Here is a 23,204-nt window from a genome sequence, read left to right on the forward strand (position 1 = left end):
TAAGATGAACAAGCGATACATTTGCAGCCTTCTGCGGAAAAGGTCCGGCCTGATCGGCGGGTCAAGCGGATATTTTTTCCGAAGTGACTATGACTATGTGGCACAAGGAATTGTTCTGGAGTTCGTCCCAAGGGGGCTCTATGTATGGAATTTTGTATTTCCATTGTTTGACTCCTTTGGGCCGCATCTTTCCTACAGCAGCCGAATCGCGGATCGGCCGTTTATCGGAAGGGATCAAATGGCAGACGATGATGTGGTTGAGAGCATTCTTTCATCGATCGAGCTGCGAAACGTTATTGAAGCGAAGTCTTCAATGACCTTGATGGAATTTGCATCATTTCTCGAGACGCGGGGCTTGAGAGGTGCTCACGCTCATATCAATCATGCAACTGCATTGGCGCTATTGGGGAAGACGGATCTAGCGCTGAAGTTGCTGAAGGAACTAGTCCCGGCGTTGGATGATCATGATCTGAAACTTTGCGATTCTCTAATAGTGGCCCTGAATCTTGGAGTTGAGGCGGTCAAATCGATGCTGGACGTGGTGAAGGAGAAGAATGTTAAGAAGCTGGGCGGCGCCTGATCCAAAGGTTAATCGTCCAGTGTTTCCCGGGTAGCCATCAGCCGCCAAGTGCCTGCTGCGTCTCGAACTTTATCGGGGCGGCTCGTCGCTGGAGCGGTGGCGCTGTCTTGGGTTCTAGAACATCTCGATGTGCAGGGCGACGTTTGCGCGTGTCTCGTCGTGATTGCTTTAGATCCTCTGCTTTGTATGTTCCCGCTACTGTCGCTGGAAGAAGTTCTCCATCGATGCGTTGTCATGGCTGTTTCCTATCCAGCTCATGCTGCACAGGATGTCTGCTCGCGCAGAACGCTCTGCCAGTTTTACTGGGTGAAGAGCGAATTGAGTTCGCCAGGGTTGACGATAACGAGCCGGGACTTGCTGATCTTCTTGATCGTTGGAAGGCGGTCGGCTATCCGTTGTCCGGCCTGAAGTGTTTTCGTATCGAGACCAGCTCGACCGGAAGCGTCATTCTCATCTACGCCATGACATGGCGGATCGAGCATCTGCCGATGGCGGATGCAGTGCCCTGAAGGACATTCCGTGCCCAGATCCCTCACCCCCGACGAGGTCTCCCTCATCCACAGGCTGCTGCCCGAGACGAACGAGCTGTCCGAACGGTTGTTGAAGGATCTGGCGCTCGCCCAGGTGGAGGACGTGGAGGTCGTCGGATTCGGAGGCGTGGTGTTCCTGTCCAGCACGACCCAGGTCTTCGGAAGCGACATTGCCACTGCAATGCTTGCCGATGCCGACGGCGTGCCGGTGAGAGTCACCCTGTGCCTGGACAATCACGATCAGCTCTTCGAGCTGGAGCTGTGCAAAGTGGACTTCTCACCGATCATCGGGGTCGATCTGAGGAGCGCTTTCAGCGAGCACTGACACCTGCTGAAAGTGGTCCTCGCCGAAGGGCGTGGCGCATCGCGTTCACCCTTCGGGCTGCAACCGCCCCACCGCCTGCGCGCACAACGACTGGCAGGCCATGACCAACCCCTCCATCACCCGGTCGCCCACGTACTCTTCCGGTTCGCCATTCTGCCGGGTGCGTTCGGCCGCCAGCAGCATTTCCAGCACTACCCGCAACCCGTTCAACGCACAATCGGCATCGGCCAGGGCCAGGCAGCGCCCGGGCAGCTGATGCCGCTCCGGCCAGGGTTGTCCGTCGGCCGCCGCACCGGAGCCGATGCGGTGGAGATTGGCAATGAAGGTGTTCCTGTCCACTGTTGGCTTAGCCTGTGGCGAACCGTCGCCGCCGGCGGCTCTGCGGTAGGCGTGCAGATGGGGGAAGTCCGATTCGTTCATGGCAAGGCTCCGTGCAGGGCAATCGGTAGCCGCCACCCATAAAAGTGGCGGGCGGTACGTGGTTCGAACACCGGGTTGATGTCAGTCCGGCGGGCCCGAAGGCCCCCACGCACCGCCCGCCATAGCCGGCAGACGGATTGCCAGCCGGCGCCACGCTAAGGTGGCGCCGGCTGGCAAGCGCATACATCAACATCAACTCGGGTGTTCGAAGCCCGGCCACCGTTTTCCGGTGGCACGCCATCTGAGCCCCTGGCGCTGTGCAATGCCAATCAGAAGAGTTGCAAAGATCACTCGATTGGAGACGCTTTCGGCATTCTCCCACGCTGTTAAGCACTGCCAGCACAGGCTGGCGCGGTGATCCGCCCGCACCGTGCAATCTGCGACAGGTGTCGAGGTTGGGAGGAGGAAGGGGGCGGGTGGGGAGGGGCGATGGCGACAGGGATAACAGGACCGGTAGCGCCGGGCCACGCCCGGCGAGCCGACGGCGCATGAACATGGAGGATTCCGCCGGGCATGGCCCGGCGCTACCGATTCCGTTGTTCCTTGACGTTCCCAGCCACCAAGCGCAGGCTTGTTCAGCACGTTTCCTAAACAGAAGGAGACTTATGACCGCGACCGCTTCGCTGCACCCAACCCCCGACACTCAGGGCCGTTCCCGCCTTTGGAGTGTGTTCTGGCTGCAGGGCGTCATTCCCAGCAATATTCTGTGGGCGGTGGCCCTCTGGGCCCTGGCCAACCAGCGCACCCCGCTGCTGCTGGGGGTATTTGCCGTGCTGCTGCTCTATACCGGCTGGATCATCCCGGCGGTGTGGCGGGCGGCGCCCACCGCGCACAACCCCAACCTGGGCGTGGCGGCGCGCGGGCTGACCGTGGCCTGGGGGCTGAACACTGTGCTGGTGATCTTCTTTCTGACCCTGCAGCTGGTGGCTCAATAGAACTGAACAGGCTCGCCGCCCCGGTCGAAGGCGGCGAAGCGGCCGATCTGACCGTCGTGGATGGCGTTGACCATCAGCTTCAGCGGGCGCGCGGCTTCGTCGCTGTTGGGTGCGAAACCACCTCTGCCATCCAGTGCCGCCACGCACACCAGGTCCCAGTCGATGCCGGTGGTGGTCGACTCGGCCGCCAGCGCCTGGAAGCTGGGCACCTCGTCCGGCAGCTTGTCCACGCACAGCACCGGCGACAGGGTGCCGCCCTCGCGGCGGTCATGCCGGTCGCGCTGGTCACCGGTGGGCGATTCGGGCAGCTCGGCGCGCACGAATACGAACAGCAAGCGTTGCGGTTCAGCCTGCTGGCCGGCGGCATGCAGCAGTTGCTGGAAATCGTTCATCATCATGAGGGTTGTCACACGCCCGCTGCACGGAAAGCCGCATGCTGCCATAACGCCTGCCGCGCGGGGCCGAAGACGATTGATTTAAGTCATGCCCATGGAACTGAAGGCCGCGTACTCTGGCAATCGTTCCAGCAGGCGAGGGTATCCGGGCCGTTCCGGGCACAGGCAAGACGGTGGAGCAACAAGGTGGACCAGCCATGAGCCAACTCACCGACGGTTTCGGACGCAGCTTTCCGTACCTGCGCCTGTCGTTGACCGAAGCCTGCAACTTCCGTTGCAGCTACTGCCTGCCCAACGGTTACCAGGCCGATGGCCGCCCGCGCTTCCTGCAGGTGGATGAAATCGCGCGTCTGGTGCGTGCGTTTGCCGCGCTGGGCATGAGCAAGATCCGCCTGACGGGTGGCGAGCCCAGCCTGCGCAAGGACCTGGATGAGATCATCGCCACCGTGGCGGCGGTGCCGGGCATCCGCAAGGTGGCCATCACCACCAACGGCACGCTGCTGCCGCGGCGCCTGCCGGGGTGGCACCGCGCCGGCCTGACCGCGCTGAACGTGAGCATGGACAGCCTGCAGCGCGAACGCTTCAGGACCATCACCGGGCATGACCGCCTGCCGGAGATCGAACAGGGCCTGGCCTTGGCGCAGGCGCTGGGCCTGCCGGCGATCAAGCTCAACGCGGTGCTGCTGCGTGGCCTGAACGACGACGAGCTGCCGCAGTGGATGGACTACCTGCGCGATCGTCCCTTCAGCGTGCGCTTCATCGAACTGATGCGCACCGGCGACAACGAAGCCTATTTCCAGCGCCACCACCTGCGCGCCGACGTGGTGATCGAGCAGCTGCTGGCGGCTGGCTGGCACGAACGGCCGCGCGCCGCCGATGCCGGTCCGGCGCGCGAGTTCGGCCACCCTGACCATCGCGGCAGCATCGGCATCATCGCCCCGTATTCACGCGACTTCTGCAAGGGCTGCAACCGCCTGCGGGTGACCGCCAAGGGCGACCTGCGGCTGTGCCTGTTCGGCGAGTTCGGCGTGCCGCTGCGCCCGCTGCTGCAGAGCGACGATGACCATGACGCGCTGCTGGCACGCATCACCACACAGCTTGGCCTGAAAGCGGCCGGGCATGGACTGCACCAGGGCCAGACCGGGCTGACCCCGCACCTGGCCTCCATCGGAGGATGAGCAACACGATGAGTGGGGAATTGAATGCGGCCTTCCATATGGCCGATGTCCGCAACAAGCGCATCACCCGCCGACGTGCGGTGGCGGTGGGCGAGCTGCATGCCGGTCCAGTGGCCTATCCGCTGATCGTCGAGCGCCTCCTGCCCAAGGGCGATGCGCTGGTGATGGCCGAGATTGCCGGCCTGCAGGGCGCCAAGATGGCCTCGATGCTGATGCCGCTGTGCCATCCGCTGCCGCTGGAACTGGTGCAGGTGTTCTGCGCGCCGGTACCGGAACGGCAGGCGATCCGCGTGTGGTGCGAGTGCGCCAGCGAGGCGCGCACCGGCGTGGAGATGGAGGCACTGGCCGGCGTCAACGCGGCGCTGCTTACCCTGTACGACCTGAGCAAGCCGGTGGAACCGGCCCTGCGCATCGAAGGCATCCGCCTGCTGTTCAAGGAAGGCGGCAAGCGCGGTGTCTGGCTGCACCCCGACGGCATGGACGATGCCGAGCGCACGCGTTTCAAGCCGCGTGCGCCGAAGGGCCTGGAGGGCGCGGCCTGCGCGGTGATCACGCTGAGCGATCGCGCCAGCGACGGTACCTATGAGGATATCTCTGGCCCGACCCTGGTGACCGGCCTGAAAAAGCTGGGCGGCGAGGTGGTGGCCGCTGAGGTGTTGCCCGATGGCATCGAGCCATTGGCGGGCCGCCTGCAGGCCTTGGCCGCCGAGGGCGTGCGCCTGTGCCTGTGTACCGGTGGTACCGGGCTGGGCCCGCGTGACCTGACCCCGGAGGCGCTGCGTTCCCTGAACGCGCGGCCGGTACATGGCCTGGCGCAGATGGTGCGGGCACTGAGTGCACAGCACACGCCGATGGCCTGGCTGAGCCGCGCCGAGGTGGTGCAGCTGGGCAACATGCTGGTGTTCGCGCTGCCCGGCAGCCCGAAGGCGGCGGCGCAGTGCCTGGACATCCTGGCGCCGGTACTGGGCCATGCCCTGGCGATGGTCGAGGGTGGTGGCCACTGATGATTGCCTACAGCGAAGCCCTGAAGCACCTGCTGGACGCAGCCACGCCGCTGCCGGCCGAGCGCCTGCCGCTGCATGAGGCCGCGGGCCGCACGGTGGCCCGTGACATCCACAGCGGGCAGTCGTTGCCGCCGTTCGACAATTCGGCGATGGACGGCTTCGCGCTGCGCGCCAACGGCGCGACGTTCGAAGCTGGTACCGAGTTCGCTGTGCAGGGCTGGCAGGCAGCAGGCGATGCCGGCGCCGAAGGCGGCGAGGGTGCATGGGAAATCATGACCGGTGCACGCATGCCGTCCGGGCTGGATACGGTGGTGCCGGTCGAGAACGTGGAGATCCTCGCCAGCGAGGAGGGACGCCCGACCCGCATCGCCTTGAAGGCATCGGTGAAGCCGGGCCAGCATGTGCGCCTGCGCGGCCAGGACGTGAACGAAGGCGAGCGCGTGCTGCGGGCCGGGCAGGTGCTGGACATCAACGCGCGCGCCTTGCTGCATGCGATCGGCGTGGGCGAGGTGGCGGTGGTGGCGCGGCCAAAGGCGGCGGTGATTGCTACCGGCAAGGAGCTGGTGACCGAGGCGGCGCAGCCGCTGGCATCCGGGCAGATTCGTGACAGCAACCGGCCGTATCTGGTCGGCCGCCTGCAGGCCGCCGGTGCCGAGGTGGTCTGGCAGGGCACGGTGGGCGATGAGGTGGCGGCGTTCAACGCGGTGCTGGATGAAGCGCTGGACGCGGGTGCGCAGCTGTTGATCAGCACAGGCGCGGTGTCGGCCGGCCGCTACGATTTCATTCCCGACGCGCTTCGCGGCCGGGGTGCGCGCATCGTGTTCCACAAGGTGGCAATCCGCCCGGGCAAGCCGTTGCTGTTTGCGGTGCTGCCCAATGGCGCACTGTACTTCGGCCTGCCGGGCAACCCGGTGTCGGCTGCGGTGGGCCAGCGCTTCTTCGTCGAGCCGGTACTGCGCCGCCTGCTGGGGCTGGCACCGGAGCCGGTGTTGACATTGCCTCTGCAGGCCGACGTGCGCACGCCGCCCGGCCTGCGCTTCCACGCGCGGGCGCGGGTGGAGGTGGACGCACAGGGGCGGCTGAGTGCGCGCGTGCTGGCCGGGCAGGAGTCGTTCCGTTTGATGTCCATGCTGCAGGCCAACGCCTGGGTGGTGCTGGAAGGCGAGGGCGGTCTGGCCCCTGCCGGCACGCCGGTGCGTGTGCAGGGCTGGGGTCATCAGGACCCGGTGCAGCTGGCGAGCCAGGAGCCGTGATGAGACAGGTAAATCTGCAGTTGTTCGGTGCGTTTTCCGATCTGGATGCCAGCCGCGAGATCGCCGTGGATGTGGCCGGTGGCACCGTGGCCGATCTGCGCCAGGCGCTGCGCGAGTTGCTGCCGGTGCGTTGGCCGGGTTTCCGTGCCGGCCTGCTGGATTATTCGGCGTTCGCCGACCAGCAACGCGTGCTGCGCGACCACGAGGCGCTGCCCGACGATGGCCGGGTGGCGATCCTGCCGCCGGTGAGCGGGGGCTGAGCGATGAGCGGGAAGATCATCGCGAAGGTGGTGGACCGCGCGCAGGCGGCGATCGATCCGGCCGAGGGCATCGCCGCGGTCTCCGATCCGGGCTTCGGTGGCATCGACGTGTTCATCGGCAAGGTGCGCGACGTCAACATCGGCCGGCCGGTGACCGGGATCACCTACGACCTGTTCGAGCCGCTGGTGTTGAACGAGTTCAAGCGGTTGGCCGCCGAGGTCGAGGCGACGTTTGGCCCGAAGCTGAAACTGTATGTGGCCCATGCCAAGGGCCGGTTGGGCATTGGTGATGTGGCAGTGGTGGTGGCTGCCGGCAGCCCGCACCGTGACGAGGCGTTCCGCGCCTGCCGGCAGTTGATCGAGGTGGTCAAGCACCAGTGCCCGATCTGGAAGCAGGAGCATTACGAGGACGGCGACAGCGAGTGGAGCGAGGGTTGCAGCCTGTGTCACGTGGACAGCGAACCCGGACATGCCGATGACCATGCGCATGATCATCAACATTGATGCCGACGCAGCCACGCATGGCGTGGCTCTACTGCGATGAGCATCAACGGCATCGTACTGGCCGGTGGCCTGTCCAGCCGGATGGGTCGCGACAAGGCACTGCTGCCGTGGCAGGGCCGCACGCTGCTGGAACACATGCGTGGCCTGTTGATGCAGGCTGGCGCCGAACGGGTATGGGTAAGCGGTGACTATCCGACCTTCGGTGGCATCCCCGATCAGGTTGCGCGCTGCGGCCCACTGGGAGGGTTGCACAGCGTGATGCAGCAGATGCCCGACAGCCCGGCCTGGGTGGTGGCGGTGGACACGCCGTTGCTGGCACCGCGGCTGCTGCAACGGCTGGCTGGCGAGGGTCTGGGCGCATGCACGATCTTTGACGGGCATCCCTTTCCCATGCTGTTGAATGTGGACAATGCCACTCGTAGCGTGCTGGCCGCGATGCTGGATGATGCGGAAGGGCCGCGCTCTGTACAGGCGTTCCAGCGTCGCCTGCAGATGCACGTGCTGGCGCTTGAAAGCGTTGACGAAGCCTGCCTGGTCAACTGCAATACCCCCGAACAATGGGAGGATGTTGCGTCATGAAAGTGCAGTTGCAGGACCAATCGGTACGGCTTCGCCTGGACGAGGCCGAACTGGCTCGCCTGCTGGCCGGTGAATCGGTCGAGAACATGACCCGCTTCGGCGGCATTGAAGGTTGGGGCATGGCGGTCTCGCTGCATGGCGGCGAGCAACCGGTACTGCTCGATGGTGGCACCTTCTGCCGCCTGGTACTGCCGCGCTCGGCAGTCGAGGCCTTGGCGGGACGGCTGCCGTGCCGGGATGGCCTGCCATTCGACATTGCCCTGGAAGATGGCAGCCAGCTTCAGCTGCAGTTCGATGTGGACGTGCGCGATAGCGTGCGCCAGCGCGGAGTCACGCGCCGCAATACCGCTTCATCGGTTTGACATTTGTCAGGGGCAGGGGGGAAACCGGCTCCTGATTGATCCAGATCAACCCCGTCGTAGTTGCTGCACGGCCTAATGGCTGCATGACGACGGGTCACAACTTGAAAGCAATACCCACGTCATTCCACAGCCTTGGAGCCATGTATGACCGTCGGTAGCGATCCTGTTGTCCGCAGCACTGCCCGTCCGGGTCGCGTCATCAGCGACTGGACGCCGGAGGACCCCGGCTATTGGGAGCGCACCGGCAAGCGGGTTGCCACCCGCAACCTGGTCATTTCGATCCCCTCGCTGCTGCTGGCCTTCTCGGTCTGGGTGCTGTTCTCGGCGGTGTCGATCAGCCTGCCGAAGATCGGCTTCAACTTCAGTACCGACCAGCTGTTCTGGCTGGTGGCGCTGCCCAGCCTGTCCGGCGCAACCCTGCGCATCTTCTATTCGTTCGTGATCCCGATCTTCGGCGGCCGCCGCTGGACCGCGCTGTCCACCGCGTCGCTGCTGGCGCCGACGCTCTGGCTCGGCTTTGCGGTGCAGGACCCGGCCACGCCGTACTGGGTGTTCGTGGCCATCGCGATCCTGTGTGGCTTCGGCGGCGCGAACTTCTCGTCGTCGATGTCCAACATCTCCTTCTTCTACCCCAAGCAGAAGCAGGGCCTGGCGCTGGGCCTGAACGCCGGCCTGGGCAATGTGGGCGTGTCGGTGGCGCAGGCGGTGATCCCGCTGGTCATCACCGTAGGCGTGTTCGGTGCGCTGGGTGGTGCACCGCAGCCCGCGGTGGAGGGTGGGGCACCGCTGTTCCTGCAGAACGCCGGCTTCATCTGGGTGCCGGCCATCGCGCTGTGCGCCATCGCGGCCTGGTTCGGCATGAACGACCTGACCAGCGCCCGCTCGTCGTTCTCCGAGCAGGCGGTGATCTTCCGCCGCAAGCACAACTGGCTGATGTGCTGGTTGTACATCGGCACCTTCGGTTCCTACATCGGTTTCTCGGCCGGCTTCCCGATGCTGGTGAAGAGCCAGTTCCCGGACGTGAACCCGCTGGCCTACGCCTTCATCGGCCCGCTGCTGGGCGCTCTGATGCGCTCGGTGGGTGGCAGCATGGCCGACCGCTGGGGTGGCGCACGCCTGACCTTCTGGGTGTTCGCGCTGATGATCGCGGCGGTGTTCGGCGTGCTGCACTTCCTGCCCAGCGATGGCCAGGGCGGCAACTTCCATGGCTTCCTGCTCAGCTTCATGGCGCTGTTCGTGCTCAGTGGCATCGGCAACGGCACCACCTTCCGCATGATCCCGGTGATCTTCCGCACCCTGCATGAGCGCTGGTCGGCCAACGACAACGCCGAGGGCAAGGCCACGGCCGCACACCAGGCCAGCATCGAGTCGGCCGCGGTGGTCGGTTTCTCCGGTGCGATCGGTGCCTACGGCGGTTTCTTCATTCCCAAGAGCTACGGCTCGTCCATTACGTTGACCGGCAGCCCCGACATGGCGCTGTACGGATTCGTTGTTTTCTATGTCACCTGCCTGGCCGTGACCTGGTGGTGGTACTACCGGCGCGGTGCCGAGACACCCTGCTGACGACATGAAAACGCACCGCAGCCAGATGACACACACAGCCACGATGCCGATGTCCGCAAAGGGAGATCCCCGATGAGTTATTTCCTCGATCGCTTGCAGTTCTTCAAGCGTGACCCCCAGACCTTTGCCGATGGCCATGGTTTTGCCAAGAGCGAGGGCCGCGACTGGGAAAACAGTTACCGCGCCCGCTGGCAGTACGACAAGATCGTACGTTCCACACACGGCGTGAACTGCACCGGCTCCTGCAGCTGGAAGATCTACGTCAAGAACGGCCTGGTCACCTGGGAAACCCAGCAGACCGATTACCCGCGCACGCGCCCGGACCTGCCCAACCATGAACCACGTGGCTGCCCGCGTGGCGCCAGCTATTCCTGGTACCTGTACAGCGCCAACCGGCTGAAGTACCCGCTGATCCGCGGCACGCTGCTGCGCCTGTGGCGCGAAGCCCGCAAGAGCAAGGCCCCGGTCGATGCCTGGGCCAGCATCGTGGAGGACAAGGAGAAGGCGCGCTCGTACAAGACCCGCCGCGGCATGGGTGGCTTTGTGCGCCTGCAGTGGGAAGAGGCCAACGAGATCATCGCCGCCTCCAACCTGTACACGGTGAAGCAGTACGGCCCGGACCGCGTGGTCGGGTTCTCGCCGATTCCGGCGATGTCGATGGTGTCCTACGCTGCCGGTGCGCGATACCTGTCGCTGCTGGGTGGCGCCTGCCTGTCCTTCTACGACTGGTACTGCGACCTGCCGCCGGCCTCGCCGCAGATCTGGGGCGAGCAGACCGACGTGCCCGAGTCGGCCGACTGGTACAACAGCCGCTACATCATCGCCTGGGGTTCGAACGTGCCGCAGACGCGTACGCCCGATGCGCACTTCTTCACCGAGGCGCGCTACAACGGCACCAAGACGGTGGCGATCTGCCCGGACTATTCCGAGCTGGCCAAGCTGACCGACCACTGGCTGCACCCCAAGCAGGGCACCGACGCGGCGCTGGCCTTTGCCTTCGGCCATGTGATCCTGCGCGAGTTCCATGTCGATTCGCCCTCGCAGTATTTCCAGGACTACTGCCGCCAGTACTCGGACATGCCGATGCTGGTGCGCCTTGAGCGCCGCGACGATGGCCGCCTGGTGGCGGGCCGCTTCCTGCGTGCCAGTGAGCTGGGCGGGCTGGGTGAAGCCAACAACCCGGACTGGAAGACCCTGGCCTACGACGAGAACAGTGGCCAGATCGTGGTGCCCAATGGCTCCATCGGTTTCCGCTGGGGTGAAAAGGGCCGCTGGAACATCGAAGAGAAGGCCAGCAATGGCGCCGACACACGCCTGCGCCTGAGCTTGTCCGACGCCAACGACGGCATCGAGGCGGTGAGCTTCCCGTACTTCGGTGGCATTGAAAGCGACGGCTGGACTGCCGCGCCGGCCGAAGACGTACTGGACCGCAACATTCCGGTGCGCCGGCTGGTCACGGTCGACGGCGGCGAGACGCTGGTGGCCACGGTCTACGACCTGCTGCTGGCCCAGTACGGCGTGGACCGTGGCTTTGGCGGCGGCAACGTGGCATCGAGCTTCGATGACATGGTGCCGGGCACGCCGGCGTGGCAGGAGCGCATCACCGGCGTGTCGCGCGCCGAGGTGATCGAGATCGCCCGCGAGTTCGCGCGTACCGCCGACAAGACCCATGGCCGTTCGATGATCATCGTCGGCGCGGGCATGAACCACTGGTTCCACAACGACATGAACTACCGCGGCCTGATCAACATCCTGATCATGTGCGGTTGCGTGGGCCAGACCGGTGGCGGCTGGGCGCATTACGTGGGCCAGGAAAAGCTGCGCCCGCAGACCGGCTGGCAGCCGCTCGCGTTCGGGCTGGACTGGAGCAAGCCGCCGCGCCACATGAACGGCACCTCGTTCTTCTACTTCAACACCGGGCAGTGGCGCTACGAGAAGCTGCAGGTGGACGAGCTGCTGTCGCCGCTGGCCGATGCCAGCAAGTACGGCGGCAGCCTGGCTGACCTGAACCTGCGCGCGGTGCGCATGGGCTGGCTGCCGAGCACCCCGCAGCTCGACCGCAACCCGCTGCAGCTGGTACGCGAGGCCGAAGCGGCCGGCGTGGCCCCGGCGGACTACGCGCTGGGCAAGTTCAAGGACGGCTCGCTGGACTTCGCCTTCGCCGACCCGGACGCCAGCCAGAACCACCCGCGCATGATGTTCATCTGGCGCTCGAACCTGCTCGGTTCCTCGGGCAAGGGCCATGAGTACATGCTGCGGCACCTGCTGGGTACGCGCCACGGGCTGCAGGGCAAGGACCTGGGCGAAATGGGCGCAGTGAAGCCGCAGGAGGTGAAGTGGCGCGACGAGGCGCCGGAAGGCAAGCTGGACCTGCTGGTCACGCTCGACTTCCGAATGTGCACCACCGCGCTGTACTCGGACATCGTGCTGCCGACCGCGACCTGGTACGAGAAGGACGATCTCAATACCTCGGACATGCACCCCTTCATCCACCCGCTGTCCAAGGCGGTGGACCCTGCGTGGGAATCGCGCAGCGACTGGGACATCTTCAAGGAGGTGGCCCGCACCGTGAGCGAGATGGCGCCCGGCGTGCTGGGTGTGGAGAAGGATCTGGTGCTGGTGCCGACCCTGCACGACACGCCCAACGAGCTGGGCATGCCGTTCGGCGTGGCCGACTGGAAGAAAGGTGAGTGCGAGGCCATCCCTGGCCAGACCATGCCGTCGATGACGGTGGTTGAGCGTGACTACCCGAACCTGTACCGCAAGTTCACCTCGCTCGGCCCGCTGCTGGACAAGCAGGGCAACGGCGGCAAGGGCATGAGCTGGGATACCAGGCACGAGGTCGAATTCCTCGGCAAGTTGAACCACACCGTGCACGAAGAAGGCGTAAGCCAGGGGCGCCCGGCCATCTCGACCGCGATCGACGCGGCCGAAGTGATCCTGCACCTGGCGCCGGAAACCAACGGCCATGTGGCGGTGAAGGCCTGGGAATCGCTGGGCACCTTCACCGGGCGCGAGCACACCCACCTGGCCGTGGGCAAGGAGCACGAGGCGATCCGCTTCCGTGACATCCAGGCACAGCCGCGCAAGATCATTTCCTCTCCGATCTGGTCGGGCCTGGAAGACGACAACGTCAGCTACAACGCCGGCTACACCAACGTGCACGAGCTGATTCCGTGGCGCACGGTGACCGGTCGCCAGCAGTTCTACCAGGACCACGAGTGGATGATCGACTTCGGCGAGGCCTTCATGAGCTACCGGCCGCCGGTCAACACGCGCACGGTGGAGCCGCTGCTGAACCAGCGCCCGAACGGCAACAAGGAGATCGTGCTGAACTGGATCACCCCGCACCAGAAGTGGGGCATCCACAGCACCTACAGCGACAACCTGATCATGCAGACACTGTCGCGTGGCGGCCCGATCGTGTGGATCAGCGAGGACGACGCGCGCAGTGCCGGCATCGTCGACAACGACTGGATCGAGCTGTTCAACGTCAACGGCGCGATTGCCGCGCGTGCGGTGGTCAGCCAGCGCGTGATGCCGGGCATGGCGATGATGTACCACGCCCAGGAACGCATCATCAACGTGCCGGGCTCGGAGATTTCCGGTACCCGCGGCGGCATCCATAACTCGGTGACCCGCATCGTGCTCAAGCCGACCCACATGATTGGTGGCTACGCGCAGCTGGCCTACGGTTTCAACTACTACGGCACCTGCGGCACCAACCGCGACGAGTTCGTGATCGTGCGCAAGATGGACAAGGTGGATTGGCTAGATGGCGAGGCCGTACCGGCCGCCGCCAAGGAGGTGGTGTGATGAAGGTCCGTGCACAGATCGCGATGGTGCTGAACCTGGACAAGTGCATCGGCTGCCATACCTGCTCGATCACCTGCAAGAACGTCTGGACCTCGCGCGAGGGCGTCGAGTACGCCTGGTTCAACAACGTGGAAACCAAGCCGGGCATCGGTTACCCGAAGGAATGGGAAAACCAGGACAAGTGGAATGGCGGCTGGGTGCGCACCCGCGCCGGCAAGCTGGTGCCGCGTGCCGGTGGCCGCTGGCGCATGCTGGCCAAGATCTTCGCCAACCCGGACCTGCCGCAGATCGACGACTACTACGAGCCGTTCGATTTCGATTACCAGAACCTGCATACCGCCAAGGACAGCCAGCACCAGCCGACCGCGCGCCCGCGTTCGCTGATCAGTGGCGAGCGCATGCAGAAGATCGAGTGGGGCCCCAACTGGGAGGAGATCCTCGGTTCGGAGTTCAGCAAGCGCTCGCGCGACTACAACTTCGACCAGGTGCAGAAGGAGATCTACGGCGCCTTCGAGAAGACCTTCATGATGTACCTGCCGCGTCTGTGCGAGCACTGCCTGAACCCGGCGTGCGTGTCGGCGTGCCCGTCGGGTGCGATCTACAAGCGCGAGGAAGACGGCATCGTGCTGATCGACCAGGACAAGTGCCGCGGTTGGCGCATGTGCGTGTCGGCCTGCCCGTACAAGAAGATCTACTACAACTGGAAGAGCGGCAAGTCGGAGAAGTGCATCTTCTGCTACCCGCGCATCGAGATGGGTGAGCCGACCGTGTGCTCGGAAACCTGCGTGGGCCGCATCCGCTACCTGGGCGTGATGCTGTACGACGCCGATCGCATCGCCGAGGCCGCCTCGGTGCCGGCCGAGAAGGACCTGTACCAGGCCCACCTGGACATCTTCCTGGACCCGAACGATCCGGCGGTGATCGCCGCCGCGCGCAAGGAGGGCATCCCGGACAGCTGGCTGGAGTCGGCCAAGCAGTCGCCGGTGTACAAGCTGGCGATCGACTGGAAGCTGGCGCTGCCGCTGCACCCGGAATACCGCACGTTGCCGATGGTCTGGTACGTACCGCCGCTGTCGCCGATCCAGTCCGCCGCCGAGCGTGGCCGTGTGGGCATGAGCGGCGAACTGCCGGACGTGGCGTCGCTGCGCATCCCGATGCGCTACCTGGCCAACCTGCTGACGGCCGGTGACGAGGCGCCGGTGGTACGCGCGCTGGAACGGCTGATGGCCATGCGTGCCTGGCGCCGGGCCAAGAACGTGGACGGCGTGGAAGACACCGCGGTACTGGAGCAGACCGGGCTGAGCATCGCCCAGGTGGAGGAGATGTACCGCTACCTGGCCATCGCCAACTACGAGGACCGTTTCGTGATTCCGACCGGCCACCGCGAGTACGCCAACGACGCCTTCGGTGAGCGCGGCGGCTGCGGCTTCACCTTCGGCAACGGCTGCAATGGTGACAGCCCGGCCGACCTGTTCGGCCAGCGCAAGACCACCACCTTCGTGGTGGACAAGGGCCCGAACCACCGCCGCAAGGAGGTGGTGTGATGAGCGTGCTCAAGCTGGTCGGGGTGCTGCTGGACTACCCCCGTGAAGAACTGTGGCAGCACGGCGAGGAACTGCTCGCCGCCTGCGACGCCCCGGCGTTGAATGCCGCCCGCCGCCAGCAGCTGCGCAGCTTCGTGCAGCAGCTGCTGGCCACCGATGCGCTGGATGCGCAGGCGGCGTGGCTGGCCAGTTTCGATCGCGGCCGCTCGATGAGCCTGCTGCTGTTCGAACACATCCATGGCGAGTCGCGCGACCGCGGCCAGGCCATGGTCGACCTGGTCGAAACCTACCGCCGCAACGGCTTCGAACTGGATGCGCGGGAGCTGCCGGACTACCTGCCATTGCTGTTGGAGTTCCTGGCCCATCGCCCCGGCAGCGAGGCCCGCGAGTGGCTGCACCACATCGGCCATATCGCCGGGATGCTGGCGGCGCGTGCCGCCGAGCGTGAGCTGCCGCACCGGGTGCTGTTCGAGATCCTGGTCGAAGCCGGTGACGGCAAGGCCGATCTGCAGGCGCTGCGCCAGCGTGCCAGCGAGGAAGTCCGCGACGATACCGCCGAGGCCATGGATCGCTTGTGGGAGGAGGAGGCGGTGCGCTTCGGCGCCGAAGCCCCCGCCGAAGACTGCAAGCCGCCCGTGCGTTCGCCGGCCCGTCCTTCGCATCGAGAGGTCCAGCCATGAGTTACTCCCTGCATCAATTCGCCTTCCAGTACTACCCGTACATCGCCGTGGCGGTGCTGCTGATCGGCAGCTGGGCCCGCTATGACAAGGCCATGTACACCTGGCGCACCGGCTCCAGCCAGATGCTGTCGGACAAGGGCATGCGGATCGGCAGCAACTGCTTCCACATCGGCATCCTGGCCATCCTCGGTGGCCATCTGGTCGGCCTGCTGACCCCGCACGCGGTGTACGAGCACTTCATCACCTCCTCGCAGAAGCAGATGCTGGCGATGGTGGTTGGTGGTGTGTTCGGCGCACTGTGCTTCATCGGCATCAGCATCCTGCTGGTACGCCGCCTGTTCAACGCGCGCGTGCGGGCCACCGGCAGCTTCGGTGACACCCTGGTACTGGTGCTGCTGTTCGCGCAGCTGTGCCTGGGCCTGTACAGCATCCGCATCTCGTCCGGGCACCTGGACGGCGGGGTGATGGTGCAGCTGGCCGAGTGGGCGCAGCACATCGTGACCTTCCGTGCCGGTGCTGCTGATTACATCGAAGGCGTCAGCTGGGTCTACAAGATGCATATCTTCCTGGGCCTGACCCTGTTCCTGATCGCGCCGTTCACCCGCCTGGTGCACGTGTGGAGCATTCCGATCAGCTACCTGTGGAGGCCCTACCAGGTGGTGCGCCGCCGCCAGGCCACGCTGCGCTACGGTCCGCGGGAGTAAGCCATGGGCAGCCTGCCGAAATTCCTGCCGATCACCGTGATCGACTCCGCTGCGCCGGTTCCCGCCGAGGCGCATTCGCACCACCATGACGCGGCAGCGCAGGGGCCGCGCTCGCTCGGGCAGCCGGCACCGTGCCGGCTGTTCGTGGACGAGACCGCGATCAGCGAGGCTGACATCGCCCGCGAGATGCAGCACCACCGGGCGATGCGCCCGGAGCAGTCACGTGCTGAAGCGGCACGTGCACTGGTGGTGCGTGAGCTGCTGCGCCTGGAAGCGCAGCGGCTTGGGCTGCAGGCGCCGGAGGGCAACCGGGTAAGCGACGAGGAAGTGCTGATCCAGCAACTGCTGGAAGATGCGATCGAAGACCGCGTGCCGACCGATGAAGACTGCCGCCGCTACTTCGAGCAGAACCCGGAGCGCTTCCGCTCGCCCGACCGCGTGCGCCTGCGCCATATCCTGCTGGCCGCGCCGGCCGACGACGTGGCTGGGCGCTTCGCCGCACGTACCGAGGGCGAGCGGCTGGTCGGGCTGCTGAAGGAGTCGCCGCACCTGTTCGCCGATTTCGCCTTGCGCCATTCGCGTTGCCCATCCAGCAGCGAAGGCGGCGACCTGGGCTGGCTGCAGCGCGGGCAGACCACGCCGGAGTTCGACCGCCAGGTGTTCCGCCTGCGCGAGGGCCTGGCCGGTTTCCCGGTGGAATCACGCTGGGGCTACCACGTGGTCTGCGTCGATGCCCGCGAGGAAGGCCAGCCGCAGCCGTTCGAGGCGGTGCTGCCGCAGCTGCGTGACTACCTGGAGCTGCAGGTGCGCCAGCGTGAAGTGCAGGCCTACCTGCTGCAGCTGCAGGAACGCTACCCGGTGCGCGGGCTGGATGAGATCGAAGCCGAAGCGGATATCGGCTGAACCCCCTTGAACGAGGAGAATTCATGAACCAGGCTCTTGCCCCCGCCAGTGCCGGGCAGCAGCAACGTGCGCTGTGGCTGAGCACGTTCGCCTTCACCGTGTGCTTTGCGGTGTGGATGATCTTTTCGATCATCGGCATCCAGATCAGTCAACAGCTCGGCTTGAATGACACCCAGTTCGGCCTGTTGATCGCCACCCCGGTGCTGACCGGCTCGGTCAGCCGGGTCTTCCTCGGCATCTGGTCCGATCAATTCGGTGGCCGCAAGGTGATGGTGCTGGTGATGCTGTGTGGCGCAGTGGCCACCTGGATGCTGACCTATGCGCAGACCTACCCCCAGTTCCTGACTGCCGCGCTGTGCGTGGGCATCGCCGGCGGCAACTTCTCGGTGGGCGTGGCCTACGTCTCCAAGTGGTTCCCGGCCAGCAAGCAGGGCACCGCGCTGGGCATCTTCGGTGCCGGCAACATCGGCTCGGCGGTGACCAAGCTGCTGGCGCCGCTGGTGATGGTGGCGGCCGGCTGGACCATGGTCGCCAAGGTCTGGGCCGTTGCGCTGGCCGTCACGGCGGTGCTGTTCTTCCTCTTCAGCAAGGAAGACCCGTCGCTGGAGCAGCGCCGCCGCGAGGGCGTGAAGCCGGTGCCGTTCGCCGAGCAGATGGCGCCGCTGAAGAACCTCCAGGTCTGGCGGTTCTCGCTGTACTACTTCTTCGTGTTCGGCGGCTTCGTGGCGCTGGCGCTGTGGCTGCCGCACTACCTGGTGGGCGCCTATGGCATGGACGTGGGCCACGCCGGCATGTTGGCGGCTTGCTATTCGATCCCGGCCAGCCTGTTCCGCGTGGTCGGTGGCTGGATGTCGGACCGGATGGGCGCGCGCCGGGTGATGTACTGGACCTTCGGCGTGTCGGCCATCTGCACCTTCCTGCTGGCCTACCCGGATACCGAGTATGTGGTGAAGGGCATCCATGGCCCGATCCACTTCCATCTGGCCATCGGGGTGGTGATGTTCACCGTGCTGGTGTTCGTGCTGGGCTTCTTCATGTCGTTGGGCAAGGCCGCGGTCTACAAGCATATTCCGGTGTACTACCCCAGGCACGTGGGTGCGGTGGGCGGCGTGGTCGGCATGATCGGTGGCCTGGGTGGCTTCATCCTGCCGATCGTGTTTGGCGCGCTGAATGACGCGGTGGGCATCTGGAGCAGCTGCTTCATGCTGCTGTTCGTGCTGGTGGCGGCTGCACTGGCGTGGATGCACTTTGCGATCCGTCGCATGGAACGCCGCCACTTCCCGCAGATCGACCGCGAAACCGATCTGCCCGAAGCCATCGATGCGGCCGCCGCCGAGCGGGTGCGCGGCGGGTGAAGGTGTTTGCCGGCCAGCGGCCGGCACTACCAAATGGTGGGTGAAGGGGTAGTGCCGGCCGCTGGCCGGCAGCAACCATCAGATGCGCCGCGCTTGATTTCAATCAGGGCCACGCGAAGAGGAACGCCCGAAGATGTCTGCCATGAGCTTCCACGTTGACGAGAGCGAGGACACTGCGCTGCAGGCGGCATTGCTGCGGCAGCCCCGGCACGTGCTGTTTCCGCCGGCTGACCAGTTCAGCACCGGCTTTGGCGAAAGCGGGTGGCGCGCCGCCGTGCGCGCCAGCAACGAGCACCTGATCCCGCGTGGCTTGACGCTCGGCTTCCAGGCCGGCCGTGGCGGACGCGATGCGCCACCGCAGGCGTATCTGGATACCCTGCTGCTGGCGCTGCGGCTGCAGGCCGACGCGCTGGCCGAGGACCGTGAAGTGGTGGCGATGGTGCTGCAGCTGGGGCTGGCCGAGACGTTGCCGCCGCCGCAGCTGGGCCAGCTGCTGGATGCGGTGCCGCAGCACCTGCGCACCGTGGCGCGGCCCCAGGTGGAGGTGCGGCTGGACGCAGGCAGCGCGCTGGCGCCGGCGCAGCTGCGTGCGGTGGGCTGCACCCGCTTGAACGTGATCGATCGTGCCGATGCACCGGGGCCGACCCTGCTGGCACAGGCGCGACAGGTGGGCTTCACCGCGCGCTACTACCAGTTGCGGGTACCCGGCAGCGAGGACGCCGGCTTCATTGAACGGCTGCACGAGGTGCTGGCCGAGGCGCCGGAGCGCATCCTGCTGCCGGCGCCGTGTGCGCTGCCGGAACATCCCTCGGCCGTCCATTGGCTGCAGGCCTGGCGCCTGCTGCGCGCTGCGGGTTACGAACCGATTGGTGGCGATCACTATCAGCGCGGCGATCTGCCGAACCCGCACGGTCCGGGCGATGGCCAGCGCCATTGCGATCTTGCCGGTGTGCCACGCCGCGACCGCAGCGATTTCATCGGCCTTGGGCTGTCCGCCTGCAGCCAGATCGGCGAGGTGTTCTACCGGCTGGAGGACGAACTGGGCGAATGGCGTGCGCGGCTGCAGGCAGGGCACATGGGCGTGTCTGCCGGGTTGATCCTGTCCGAGGACGAGCGGTTGGTGGCCGAAGTGGCGCAGAGCATCGCCTGTGACCACGCCCTCGATGCGGCTGCCTTCGAGTGGCGCAACGATGAACCGTTCGAGGAATGTTTTGCCGAACAGCTGCCCGCGTTGTCGCCGTTGCTGGCACGCGGCTGGGCGCAGTGGGATGCGCGCGTACTGCGCCTGGCCGAAGAAGGGCGCCTGCTGTGGCGTATGATGGCCGCATGCTTCCGGCCGGCGGCCGCCATCGCTTGAGTCTTGCCCCGATGTCTTCAATTCCGCCTTCGCAGGGCCGTCTCGGCCGGGCCACACCCAACCCCGCCGCCGCCGATGATGGCGACGCACTGCACTTCTGCAGCACCTGTGCGTTCTCCGACGCATGCATGTCGCAGGGTTACGACAAGACAGCACTGGGCGATCTGCACGTGCTGGTGGACCATGTCGGTCCGTTCCATGCGGGTGACTACATTTTCCGCGCTGGCGAATCGTTCGATTCGATTGCTGCGGTGCGCGCTGGCATGGTCAAGACCTTCGTCGATGACAGCCAGGGCAACGAGCAGGTGCTGGGCTTCAGCCTGCCGGGTGAAGTGATCGGCCTCAACGCGATCCACGGTTCACGCTTTCCCTGCAATGCGGTGGCGCTGGACACCGTGCACCTGTGCCGCATCTCGTTCCCCAAGCTCAGCCTGTTGGCCACCCGCATGCCGGGGCTACAGGCCAAGCTGTTCAGCCTGCTCAGCGCGGAGATCGGCAAGGTCGCGACCCTGGCCGCCAACCACCGTACCGAAGAACGCATGGCCGCGTTCCTGCTGGACATGTCCGAGCGCTACGCGCGGCGCGGCTTTTCCGCCACGCGCTTCAACCTGACGATGGCGCGTACCGAGATCGCCAATTACCTGCGGATGGCGCCGGAAACCGCCAGCCGCGTGCTGCGCCGCCTGAGCGATGATGGGATCATCGCGGTGAAGCAGCGCGAGATCCTGCTGCTGCAGCCCGAGCGCCTGGCAGCGCTGGCGGTGGCCGACGAATCCGATCCGAACTGAACCTGGCCGGGAGCCGACGATGAAGCGAGCTGGACTGTTGTTGCTGGGCCTGCTGGCCACGGTGCCGGCCTGGGCGGCCGAGCTGACGGTGTCGGCGGCATCAAGCCTGACCGAGAGCTTCCGTGAACTGGGCGCGGCCTACGAAAAGGCGCACCCGGGAACCAAGGTGGATTTCAACTTCGCCGCCTCCGGCGTGCTGCTGCAGCAGATCAGCCGCGGCGCACCGGTGGATGTGTTCGCGTCGGCCGATGAAACCACGATGGACCAGGCCGAACAGCAGGATCTGCTGGCGGCCGGCACCCGCGAGGTGTTCGCGGTGAACGCGCTGTGGGTGGTGGTGCCGCCGCAGGCCAAGGCGGCGCCGCGTACCTTGAAGGACTTGGCCGGTGCTGGTGTGCAGCGCATCGCACTGGGCAACCCGGACAGCGTGCCGGTGGGCCGCTATGCCAAGGGTGCACTGGAAGTGGCGGGCCTGTGGCCGTCGGTGCAGGGCAAGGCCATCACCACGCAGAACGTGCGCCAGTCGTTGGACTACGTGGCACGCGGTGAAGTGGATGCCGGCTTCGTCTATGCCACCGATGCGCAGGCGATGCCCAACCGCGTGCGCCGTGCCTTCGCGGTGCCGGTGGCAGGGCGCATTGCCTATCCGCTGGCCGTGATCAAGGCCAGCCCACAGCAGGCGGAAGCCAGGCGCTTCACCGCCTTCTTGCGTTCGGCACAGGGCCAGGCGATCCTGGCCAAACACGGGTTCGGCAAGCCCTGAGGCATGGATCTGGACTGGAGCGCATTGGGGTTGTCGCTGAAGGTGGCTGGCTGGGCCACCGCGATCAACCTGGTGCTGGGCGTAGCACTGGGCGCGCTGCTGGCGCGTCGGCGTTTTCCAGGCCGTGAGCTGCTGGATTCGTTGCTGACCTTGCCGATGGTGCTGCCGCCGACGGTGCTGGGGTACTACCTGTTGGTGCTGATCGGCCGCAATGGCCCGATCGGCGCGTGGCTGCAGTCGTGGTTCGGTATCAACCTGGTGTTCACCTGGCAGGCTGCAGTGATCGCTGCGGCGGTGGCTTCGCTCCCGCTGGTGTTCAAGCCTGCGCGCGCGGCGTTCGAGGAAGTGGACGGGCAGTTGGAACAAGCCGCACGCACGCTTGGTGTGTCCGAAGCCGCGGTGTTCTTCCGCATCACGCTGCCGCTGGCTTGGCGTGGCATTCTTGCCGGTCTGTTGCTGGCGTTTGCACGCGCGATGGGCGAGTTCGGCGCGACGCTGATGGTGGCGGGCAGCATTCCCGGCCGGACGCAGACGCTGTCGATTGCCATCTACGAGGCGGTGCAGGCCGGTCAGGATGGCAAGGCCAATGCGCTGGTGATCCTGACCTCGGTGGTCTGCATCGTGATCCTGTTGCTGGCTGCGCGGCTGGTGGGCGGACGTCGCCGGGAGCTGCGTGATGTGGCTTGACCTGCAGGTGCAGCGCCGCCTGCGGGCGGCCGGCCAGGATTTCGTGTTGGACGTATCGCTGCAGTGCACGCAGCGCCAGGTGGTGCTGTTCGGACCCTCGGGTGCCGGCAAGAGCCTGACGCTGAAGGCGGTGGCCGGGCTGCTGCGGCCCGGGCAGGGACATGTGCGCGTGCAGGGGCAGACCTTGTTCGATGCGGCCAACGGCGTGGATCTGCCGCCGCAGCGCCGCCGGCTGGGCTACGTGTTCCAGGATTACGCGTTGTTCCCGCACCTGAGCGTGCGCCAGAACGTGGCGTTCGGGCTGGAGCGCGGGTGGTTGAATCCGCGCGCGCGCCAGCGCTTCGATGCGGTGGAGCAGTGGCTGCACGCATTCCGCATCGACACGGTGGGCGATCTGCTGCCCTCGCAGGTCTCCGGTGGCCAGCGCCAGCGCACTGCATTGGCGCGCGCCCTGGTGACGCAGCCGCAGGCGCTGCTGCTGGATGAGCCGTTCTCCGCACTGGACCACGACCTGCGCCAGCACCTGCGCCAGGAGCTGGAAACCGTGTTGGACCGGACCGGCATCCCGTTGTTGCTGATCAGCCACGACCCGCAGGACGTGGCCATGTTCGGCCAGCAGGTGGCGCGCGTGGTCGACGGCCGCATCGTCGGCGATTGACCTGCACCTGTAGAGCCGAGCCCATGCTCGGCTGCTCTGCGCGACACCGCCAACAGCAGCC

General features: G+C 65.9%; 25 protein-coding genes. 23 read left to right on the plus strand and 2 right to left on the minus strand.

What is annotated here, in order from left to right; all coding sequences use genetic code 11:
- Nucleotides 1–4 precede the first annotated feature (4 nt).
- The 3 genes from AC5P8D_RS03050 to AC5P8D_RS03060 all read left to right on the plus strand — a co-directional run bounded on the left by AC5P8D_RS03050 (nt 5) and on the right by AC5P8D_RS03060 (nt 1,435).
- Entirely contained in the window at nt 5–580 is a 576-nt protein-coding gene (locus tag AC5P8D_RS03050) for a hypothetical protein (RefSeq protein WP_224328223.1), read from the plus strand.
- 224 nt (nt 581–804) lie between these two features.
- Nucleotides 805–1,089, plus strand: coding sequence for a hypothetical protein (locus AC5P8D_RS03055; RefSeq protein WP_495203062.1), 285 nt, complete (start codon nt 805–807; stop codon nt 1,087–1,089).
- A gap of 10 nt (nt 1,090–1,099) precedes the next feature.
- Nucleotides 1,100–1,435: a DUF6984 family protein gene (locus tag AC5P8D_RS03060; protein WP_071305331.1), complete on the plus strand. Its 336-nt coding sequence runs from the start codon at nt 1,100–1,102 to the stop codon at nt 1,433–1,435.
- Nucleotides 1,436–1,480: 45 nt separating this feature from the next.
- On the opposite strand, the gene AC5P8D_RS03065 is transcribed toward AC5P8D_RS03060, so the two are convergent.
- Nucleotides 1,481–1,855 carry a hypothetical protein gene (locus AC5P8D_RS03065; protein ID WP_071305330.1) on the minus strand — a complete coding sequence of 125 codons (375 nt, stop codon included), beginning with the start codon at nt 1,853–1,855 and terminating at the stop codon, nt 1,481–1,483.
- 605 nt (nt 1,856–2,460) lie between these two features.
- Here AC5P8D_RS03065 and AC5P8D_RS03070 point away from each other — a divergent pair.
- Nucleotides 2,461–2,790 (plus strand): hypothetical protein, encoded by a 330-nt coding sequence (locus tag AC5P8D_RS03070; protein ID WP_019659894.1) that lies wholly within the window; start codon nt 2,461–2,463, stop codon nt 2,788–2,790.
- Here the strand turns inward: AC5P8D_RS03070 and AC5P8D_RS03075 are convergent.
- On the minus strand, nt 2,784–3,188 hold the full coding sequence (locus AC5P8D_RS03075) for a ribonucleotide reductase subunit alpha (RefSeq protein WP_495203176.1): 405 nt from the start codon (nt 3,186–3,188) through the stop codon (nt 2,784–2,786). The genes AC5P8D_RS03070 and AC5P8D_RS03075 overlap by 7 nt on opposite strands.
- Nucleotides 3,189–3,382: 194 nt before the next feature.
- Between AC5P8D_RS03075 and moaA the strand changes: the two genes are divergently transcribed.
- From moaA to AC5P8D_RS03170, 19 genes are all read left to right on the plus strand, one after another.
- Entirely contained in the window at nt 3,383–4,363 is a 981-nt protein-coding gene (moaA, locus tag AC5P8D_RS03080; RefSeq protein ID WP_010485296.1) for a GTP 3',8-cyclase MoaA, read from the plus strand.
- A gap of 8 nt (nt 4,364–4,371) precedes the next feature.
- Nucleotides 4,372–5,367: a bifunctional molybdenum cofactor biosynthesis protein MoaC/MoaB gene (gene moaCB, locus AC5P8D_RS03085; protein ID WP_495203063.1), complete on the plus strand. Its 996-nt coding sequence runs from the start codon at nt 4,372–4,374 to the stop codon at nt 5,365–5,367.
- Nucleotides 5,367–6,620 carry a molybdopterin molybdotransferase MoeA gene (locus tag AC5P8D_RS03090; protein ID WP_414614326.1) on the plus strand — a complete coding sequence of 418 codons (1,254 nt, stop codon included), beginning with the start codon at nt 5,367–5,369 and terminating at the stop codon, nt 6,618–6,620. Before moaCB ends, AC5P8D_RS03090 begins: the two co-directional genes overlap by 1 nt.
- Complete coding sequence (locus tag AC5P8D_RS03095) at nt 6,620–6,880, plus strand: MoaD/ThiS family protein (protein WP_312456736.1); 261 nt, start codon at nt 6,620–6,622, stop codon at nt 6,878–6,880. The genes AC5P8D_RS03090 and AC5P8D_RS03095 overlap by 1 nt, the downstream gene beginning before the upstream one ends.
- Nucleotides 6,881–6,883: 3 nt before the next feature.
- Nucleotides 6,884–7,384, plus strand: a complete 501-nt coding sequence (locus AC5P8D_RS03100) for a molybdenum cofactor biosynthesis protein MoaE (RefSeq protein ID WP_100445933.1) — start codon at nt 6,884–6,886, stop codon at nt 7,382–7,384.
- A gap of 36 nt (nt 7,385–7,420) precedes the next feature.
- Nucleotides 7,421–7,963 (plus strand): molybdenum cofactor guanylyltransferase, encoded by a 543-nt coding sequence (gene mobA / locus AC5P8D_RS03105; RefSeq protein ID WP_043396278.1) that lies wholly within the window; start codon nt 7,421–7,423, stop codon nt 7,961–7,963.
- Complete coding sequence (locus AC5P8D_RS03110; RefSeq protein WP_043396276.1) at nt 7,960–8,325, plus strand: hypothetical protein; 366 nt, start codon at nt 7,960–7,962, stop codon at nt 8,323–8,325. Before mobA ends, AC5P8D_RS03110 begins: the two co-directional genes overlap by 4 nt.
- Before the next feature lie 144 nt (nt 8,326–8,469).
- Nucleotides 8,470–9,888, plus strand: coding sequence for a NarK family nitrate/nitrite MFS transporter (locus AC5P8D_RS03115; protein WP_043396273.1), 1,419 nt, complete (start codon nt 8,470–8,472; stop codon nt 9,886–9,888).
- Nucleotides 9,889–9,960: 72 nt separating this feature from the next.
- The gene (locus AC5P8D_RS03120) at nt 9,961–13,704 is read left to right on the plus strand and encodes a nitrate reductase subunit alpha (protein WP_241877221.1); all 3,744 of its coding nucleotides are present in this window, start codon (nt 9,961–9,963) and stop codon (nt 13,702–13,704) included.
- Nucleotides 13,704–15,248: a nitrate reductase subunit beta gene (narH, locus tag AC5P8D_RS03125; protein WP_019337808.1), complete on the plus strand. Its 1,545-nt coding sequence runs from the start codon at nt 13,704–13,706 to the stop codon at nt 15,246–15,248. Before AC5P8D_RS03120 ends, narH begins: the two co-directional genes overlap by 1 nt.
- Nucleotides 15,248–15,928: a nitrate reductase molybdenum cofactor assembly chaperone gene (gene narJ, locus AC5P8D_RS03130; RefSeq protein ID WP_010485312.1), complete on the plus strand. Its 681-nt coding sequence runs from the start codon at nt 15,248–15,250 to the stop codon at nt 15,926–15,928. Before narH ends, narJ begins: the two co-directional genes overlap by 1 nt.
- A complete protein-coding gene (gene narI, locus AC5P8D_RS03135; RefSeq protein WP_010485313.1) occupies nt 15,925–16,632 on the plus strand; it encodes a respiratory nitrate reductase subunit gamma in 708 nt (235 codons plus the stop codon). Before narJ ends, narI begins: the two co-directional genes overlap by 4 nt.
- Before the next feature lie 3 nt (nt 16,633–16,635).
- Entirely contained in the window at nt 16,636–17,535 is a 900-nt protein-coding gene (locus tag AC5P8D_RS03140) for a peptidylprolyl isomerase (RefSeq protein ID WP_019337807.1), read from the plus strand.
- Between the two features lie 23 nt (nt 17,536–17,558).
- On the plus strand, nt 17,559–18,890 hold the full coding sequence (locus tag AC5P8D_RS03145; RefSeq protein WP_053443160.1) for an MFS transporter: 1,332 nt from the start codon (nt 17,559–17,561) through the stop codon (nt 18,888–18,890).
- Nucleotides 18,891–19,032: 142 nt separating this feature from the next.
- Complete coding sequence (locus AC5P8D_RS03150; RefSeq protein WP_010485316.1) at nt 19,033–20,247, plus strand: oxygen-independent coproporphyrinogen III oxidase; 1,215 nt, start codon at nt 19,033–19,035, stop codon at nt 20,245–20,247.
- Nucleotides 20,248–20,258: 11 nt separating this feature from the next.
- Nucleotides 20,259–21,035 carry a helix-turn-helix domain-containing protein gene (locus AC5P8D_RS03155; RefSeq protein ID WP_010485317.1) on the plus strand — a complete coding sequence of 259 codons (777 nt, stop codon included), beginning with the start codon at nt 20,259–20,261 and terminating at the stop codon, nt 21,033–21,035.
- A gap of 19 nt (nt 21,036–21,054) precedes the next feature.
- Nucleotides 21,055–21,798: a molybdate ABC transporter substrate-binding protein gene (gene modA, locus AC5P8D_RS03160; RefSeq protein WP_049455116.1), complete on the plus strand. Its 744-nt coding sequence runs from the start codon at nt 21,055–21,057 to the stop codon at nt 21,796–21,798.
- A 3-nt stretch (nt 21,799–21,801) separates the two neighbouring features.
- Entirely contained in the window at nt 21,802–22,485 is a 684-nt protein-coding gene (gene modB, locus AC5P8D_RS03165) for a molybdate ABC transporter permease subunit (protein ID WP_006371078.1), read from the plus strand.
- Nucleotides 22,475–23,143 carry an ATP-binding cassette domain-containing protein gene (locus AC5P8D_RS03170; RefSeq protein WP_019659884.1) on the plus strand — a complete coding sequence of 223 codons (669 nt, stop codon included), beginning with the start codon at nt 22,475–22,477 and terminating at the stop codon, nt 23,141–23,143. The genes modB and AC5P8D_RS03170 overlap by 11 nt, the downstream gene beginning before the upstream one ends.
- The last annotated feature ends 61 nt before the right edge of the window (nt 23,144–23,204 follow it).

It is taken from the genome of Stenotrophomonas sp. YJH_SMC_101-4 (assembly GCF_059370395.1).

Excerpts from the sequence above, each read along its gene's own strand:
- AC5P8D_RS03050 (WP_224328223.1), top strand. The coding sequence starts at position 5 with ATGAACAAGCGATACATTTGCAGCCTTCTGCGGAAAAGGTCCGGCCTG.
- AC5P8D_RS03055 (WP_495203062.1), top strand. The coding sequence starts at position 805 with ATGCGTTGTCATGGCTGTTTCCTATCCAGCTCATGCTGCACAGGATGT.
- AC5P8D_RS03065 (WP_071305330.1), bottom strand. The coding sequence starts at position 1,855 with ATGAACGAATCGGACTTCCCCCATCTGCACGCCTACCGCAGAGCCGCC.
- AC5P8D_RS03070 (WP_019659894.1), top strand. The coding sequence starts at position 2,461 with ATGACCGCGACCGCTTCGCTGCACCCAACCCCCGACACTCAGGGCCGT.
- AC5P8D_RS03075 (WP_495203176.1), bottom strand. The coding sequence starts at position 3,188 with ATGATGATGAACGATTTCCAGCAACTGCTGCATGCCGCCGGCCAGCAG.
- moaA (WP_010485296.1), top strand. The coding sequence starts at position 3,383 with ATGAGCCAACTCACCGACGGTTTCGGACGCAGCTTTCCGTACCTGCGC.
- moaCB (WP_495203063.1), top strand. The coding sequence starts at position 4,372 with ATGAGTGGGGAATTGAATGCGGCCTTCCATATGGCCGATGTCCGCAAC.
- AC5P8D_RS03090 (WP_414614326.1), top strand. The coding sequence starts at position 5,367 with ATGATTGCCTACAGCGAAGCCCTGAAGCACCTGCTGGACGCAGCCACG.
- AC5P8D_RS03095 (WP_312456736.1), top strand. The coding sequence starts at position 6,620 with ATGAGACAGGTAAATCTGCAGTTGTTCGGTGCGTTTTCCGATCTGGAT.
- AC5P8D_RS03100 (WP_100445933.1), top strand. The coding sequence starts at position 6,884 with ATGAGCGGGAAGATCATCGCGAAGGTGGTGGACCGCGCGCAGGCGGCG.
- mobA (WP_043396278.1), top strand. The coding sequence starts at position 7,421 with ATGAGCATCAACGGCATCGTACTGGCCGGTGGCCTGTCCAGCCGGATG.
- AC5P8D_RS03110 (WP_043396276.1), top strand. The coding sequence starts at position 7,960 with ATGAAAGTGCAGTTGCAGGACCAATCGGTACGGCTTCGCCTGGACGAG.
- AC5P8D_RS03115 (WP_043396273.1), top strand. The coding sequence starts at position 8,470 with ATGACCGTCGGTAGCGATCCTGTTGTCCGCAGCACTGCCCGTCCGGGT.
- AC5P8D_RS03120 (WP_241877221.1), top strand. The coding sequence starts at position 9,961 with ATGAGTTATTTCCTCGATCGCTTGCAGTTCTTCAAGCGTGACCCCCAG.
- narH (WP_019337808.1), top strand. The coding sequence starts at position 13,704 with ATGAAGGTCCGTGCACAGATCGCGATGGTGCTGAACCTGGACAAGTGC.
- narJ (WP_010485312.1), top strand. The coding sequence starts at position 15,248 with ATGAGCGTGCTCAAGCTGGTCGGGGTGCTGCTGGACTACCCCCGTGAA.
- narI (WP_010485313.1), top strand. The coding sequence starts at position 15,925 with ATGAGTTACTCCCTGCATCAATTCGCCTTCCAGTACTACCCGTACATC.
- AC5P8D_RS03140 (WP_019337807.1), top strand. The coding sequence starts at position 16,636 with ATGGGCAGCCTGCCGAAATTCCTGCCGATCACCGTGATCGACTCCGCT.
- AC5P8D_RS03145 (WP_053443160.1), top strand. The coding sequence starts at position 17,559 with ATGAACCAGGCTCTTGCCCCCGCCAGTGCCGGGCAGCAGCAACGTGCG.
- AC5P8D_RS03150 (WP_010485316.1), top strand. The coding sequence starts at position 19,033 with ATGAGCTTCCACGTTGACGAGAGCGAGGACACTGCGCTGCAGGCGGCA.
- AC5P8D_RS03155 (WP_010485317.1), top strand. The coding sequence starts at position 20,259 with ATGTCTTCAATTCCGCCTTCGCAGGGCCGTCTCGGCCGGGCCACACCC.
- modA (WP_049455116.1), top strand. The coding sequence starts at position 21,055 with ATGAAGCGAGCTGGACTGTTGTTGCTGGGCCTGCTGGCCACGGTGCCG.
- modB (WP_006371078.1), top strand. The coding sequence starts at position 21,802 with ATGGATCTGGACTGGAGCGCATTGGGGTTGTCGCTGAAGGTGGCTGGC.
- AC5P8D_RS03170 (WP_019659884.1), top strand. The coding sequence starts at position 22,475 with ATGTGGCTTGACCTGCAGGTGCAGCGCCGCCTGCGGGCGGCCGGCCAG.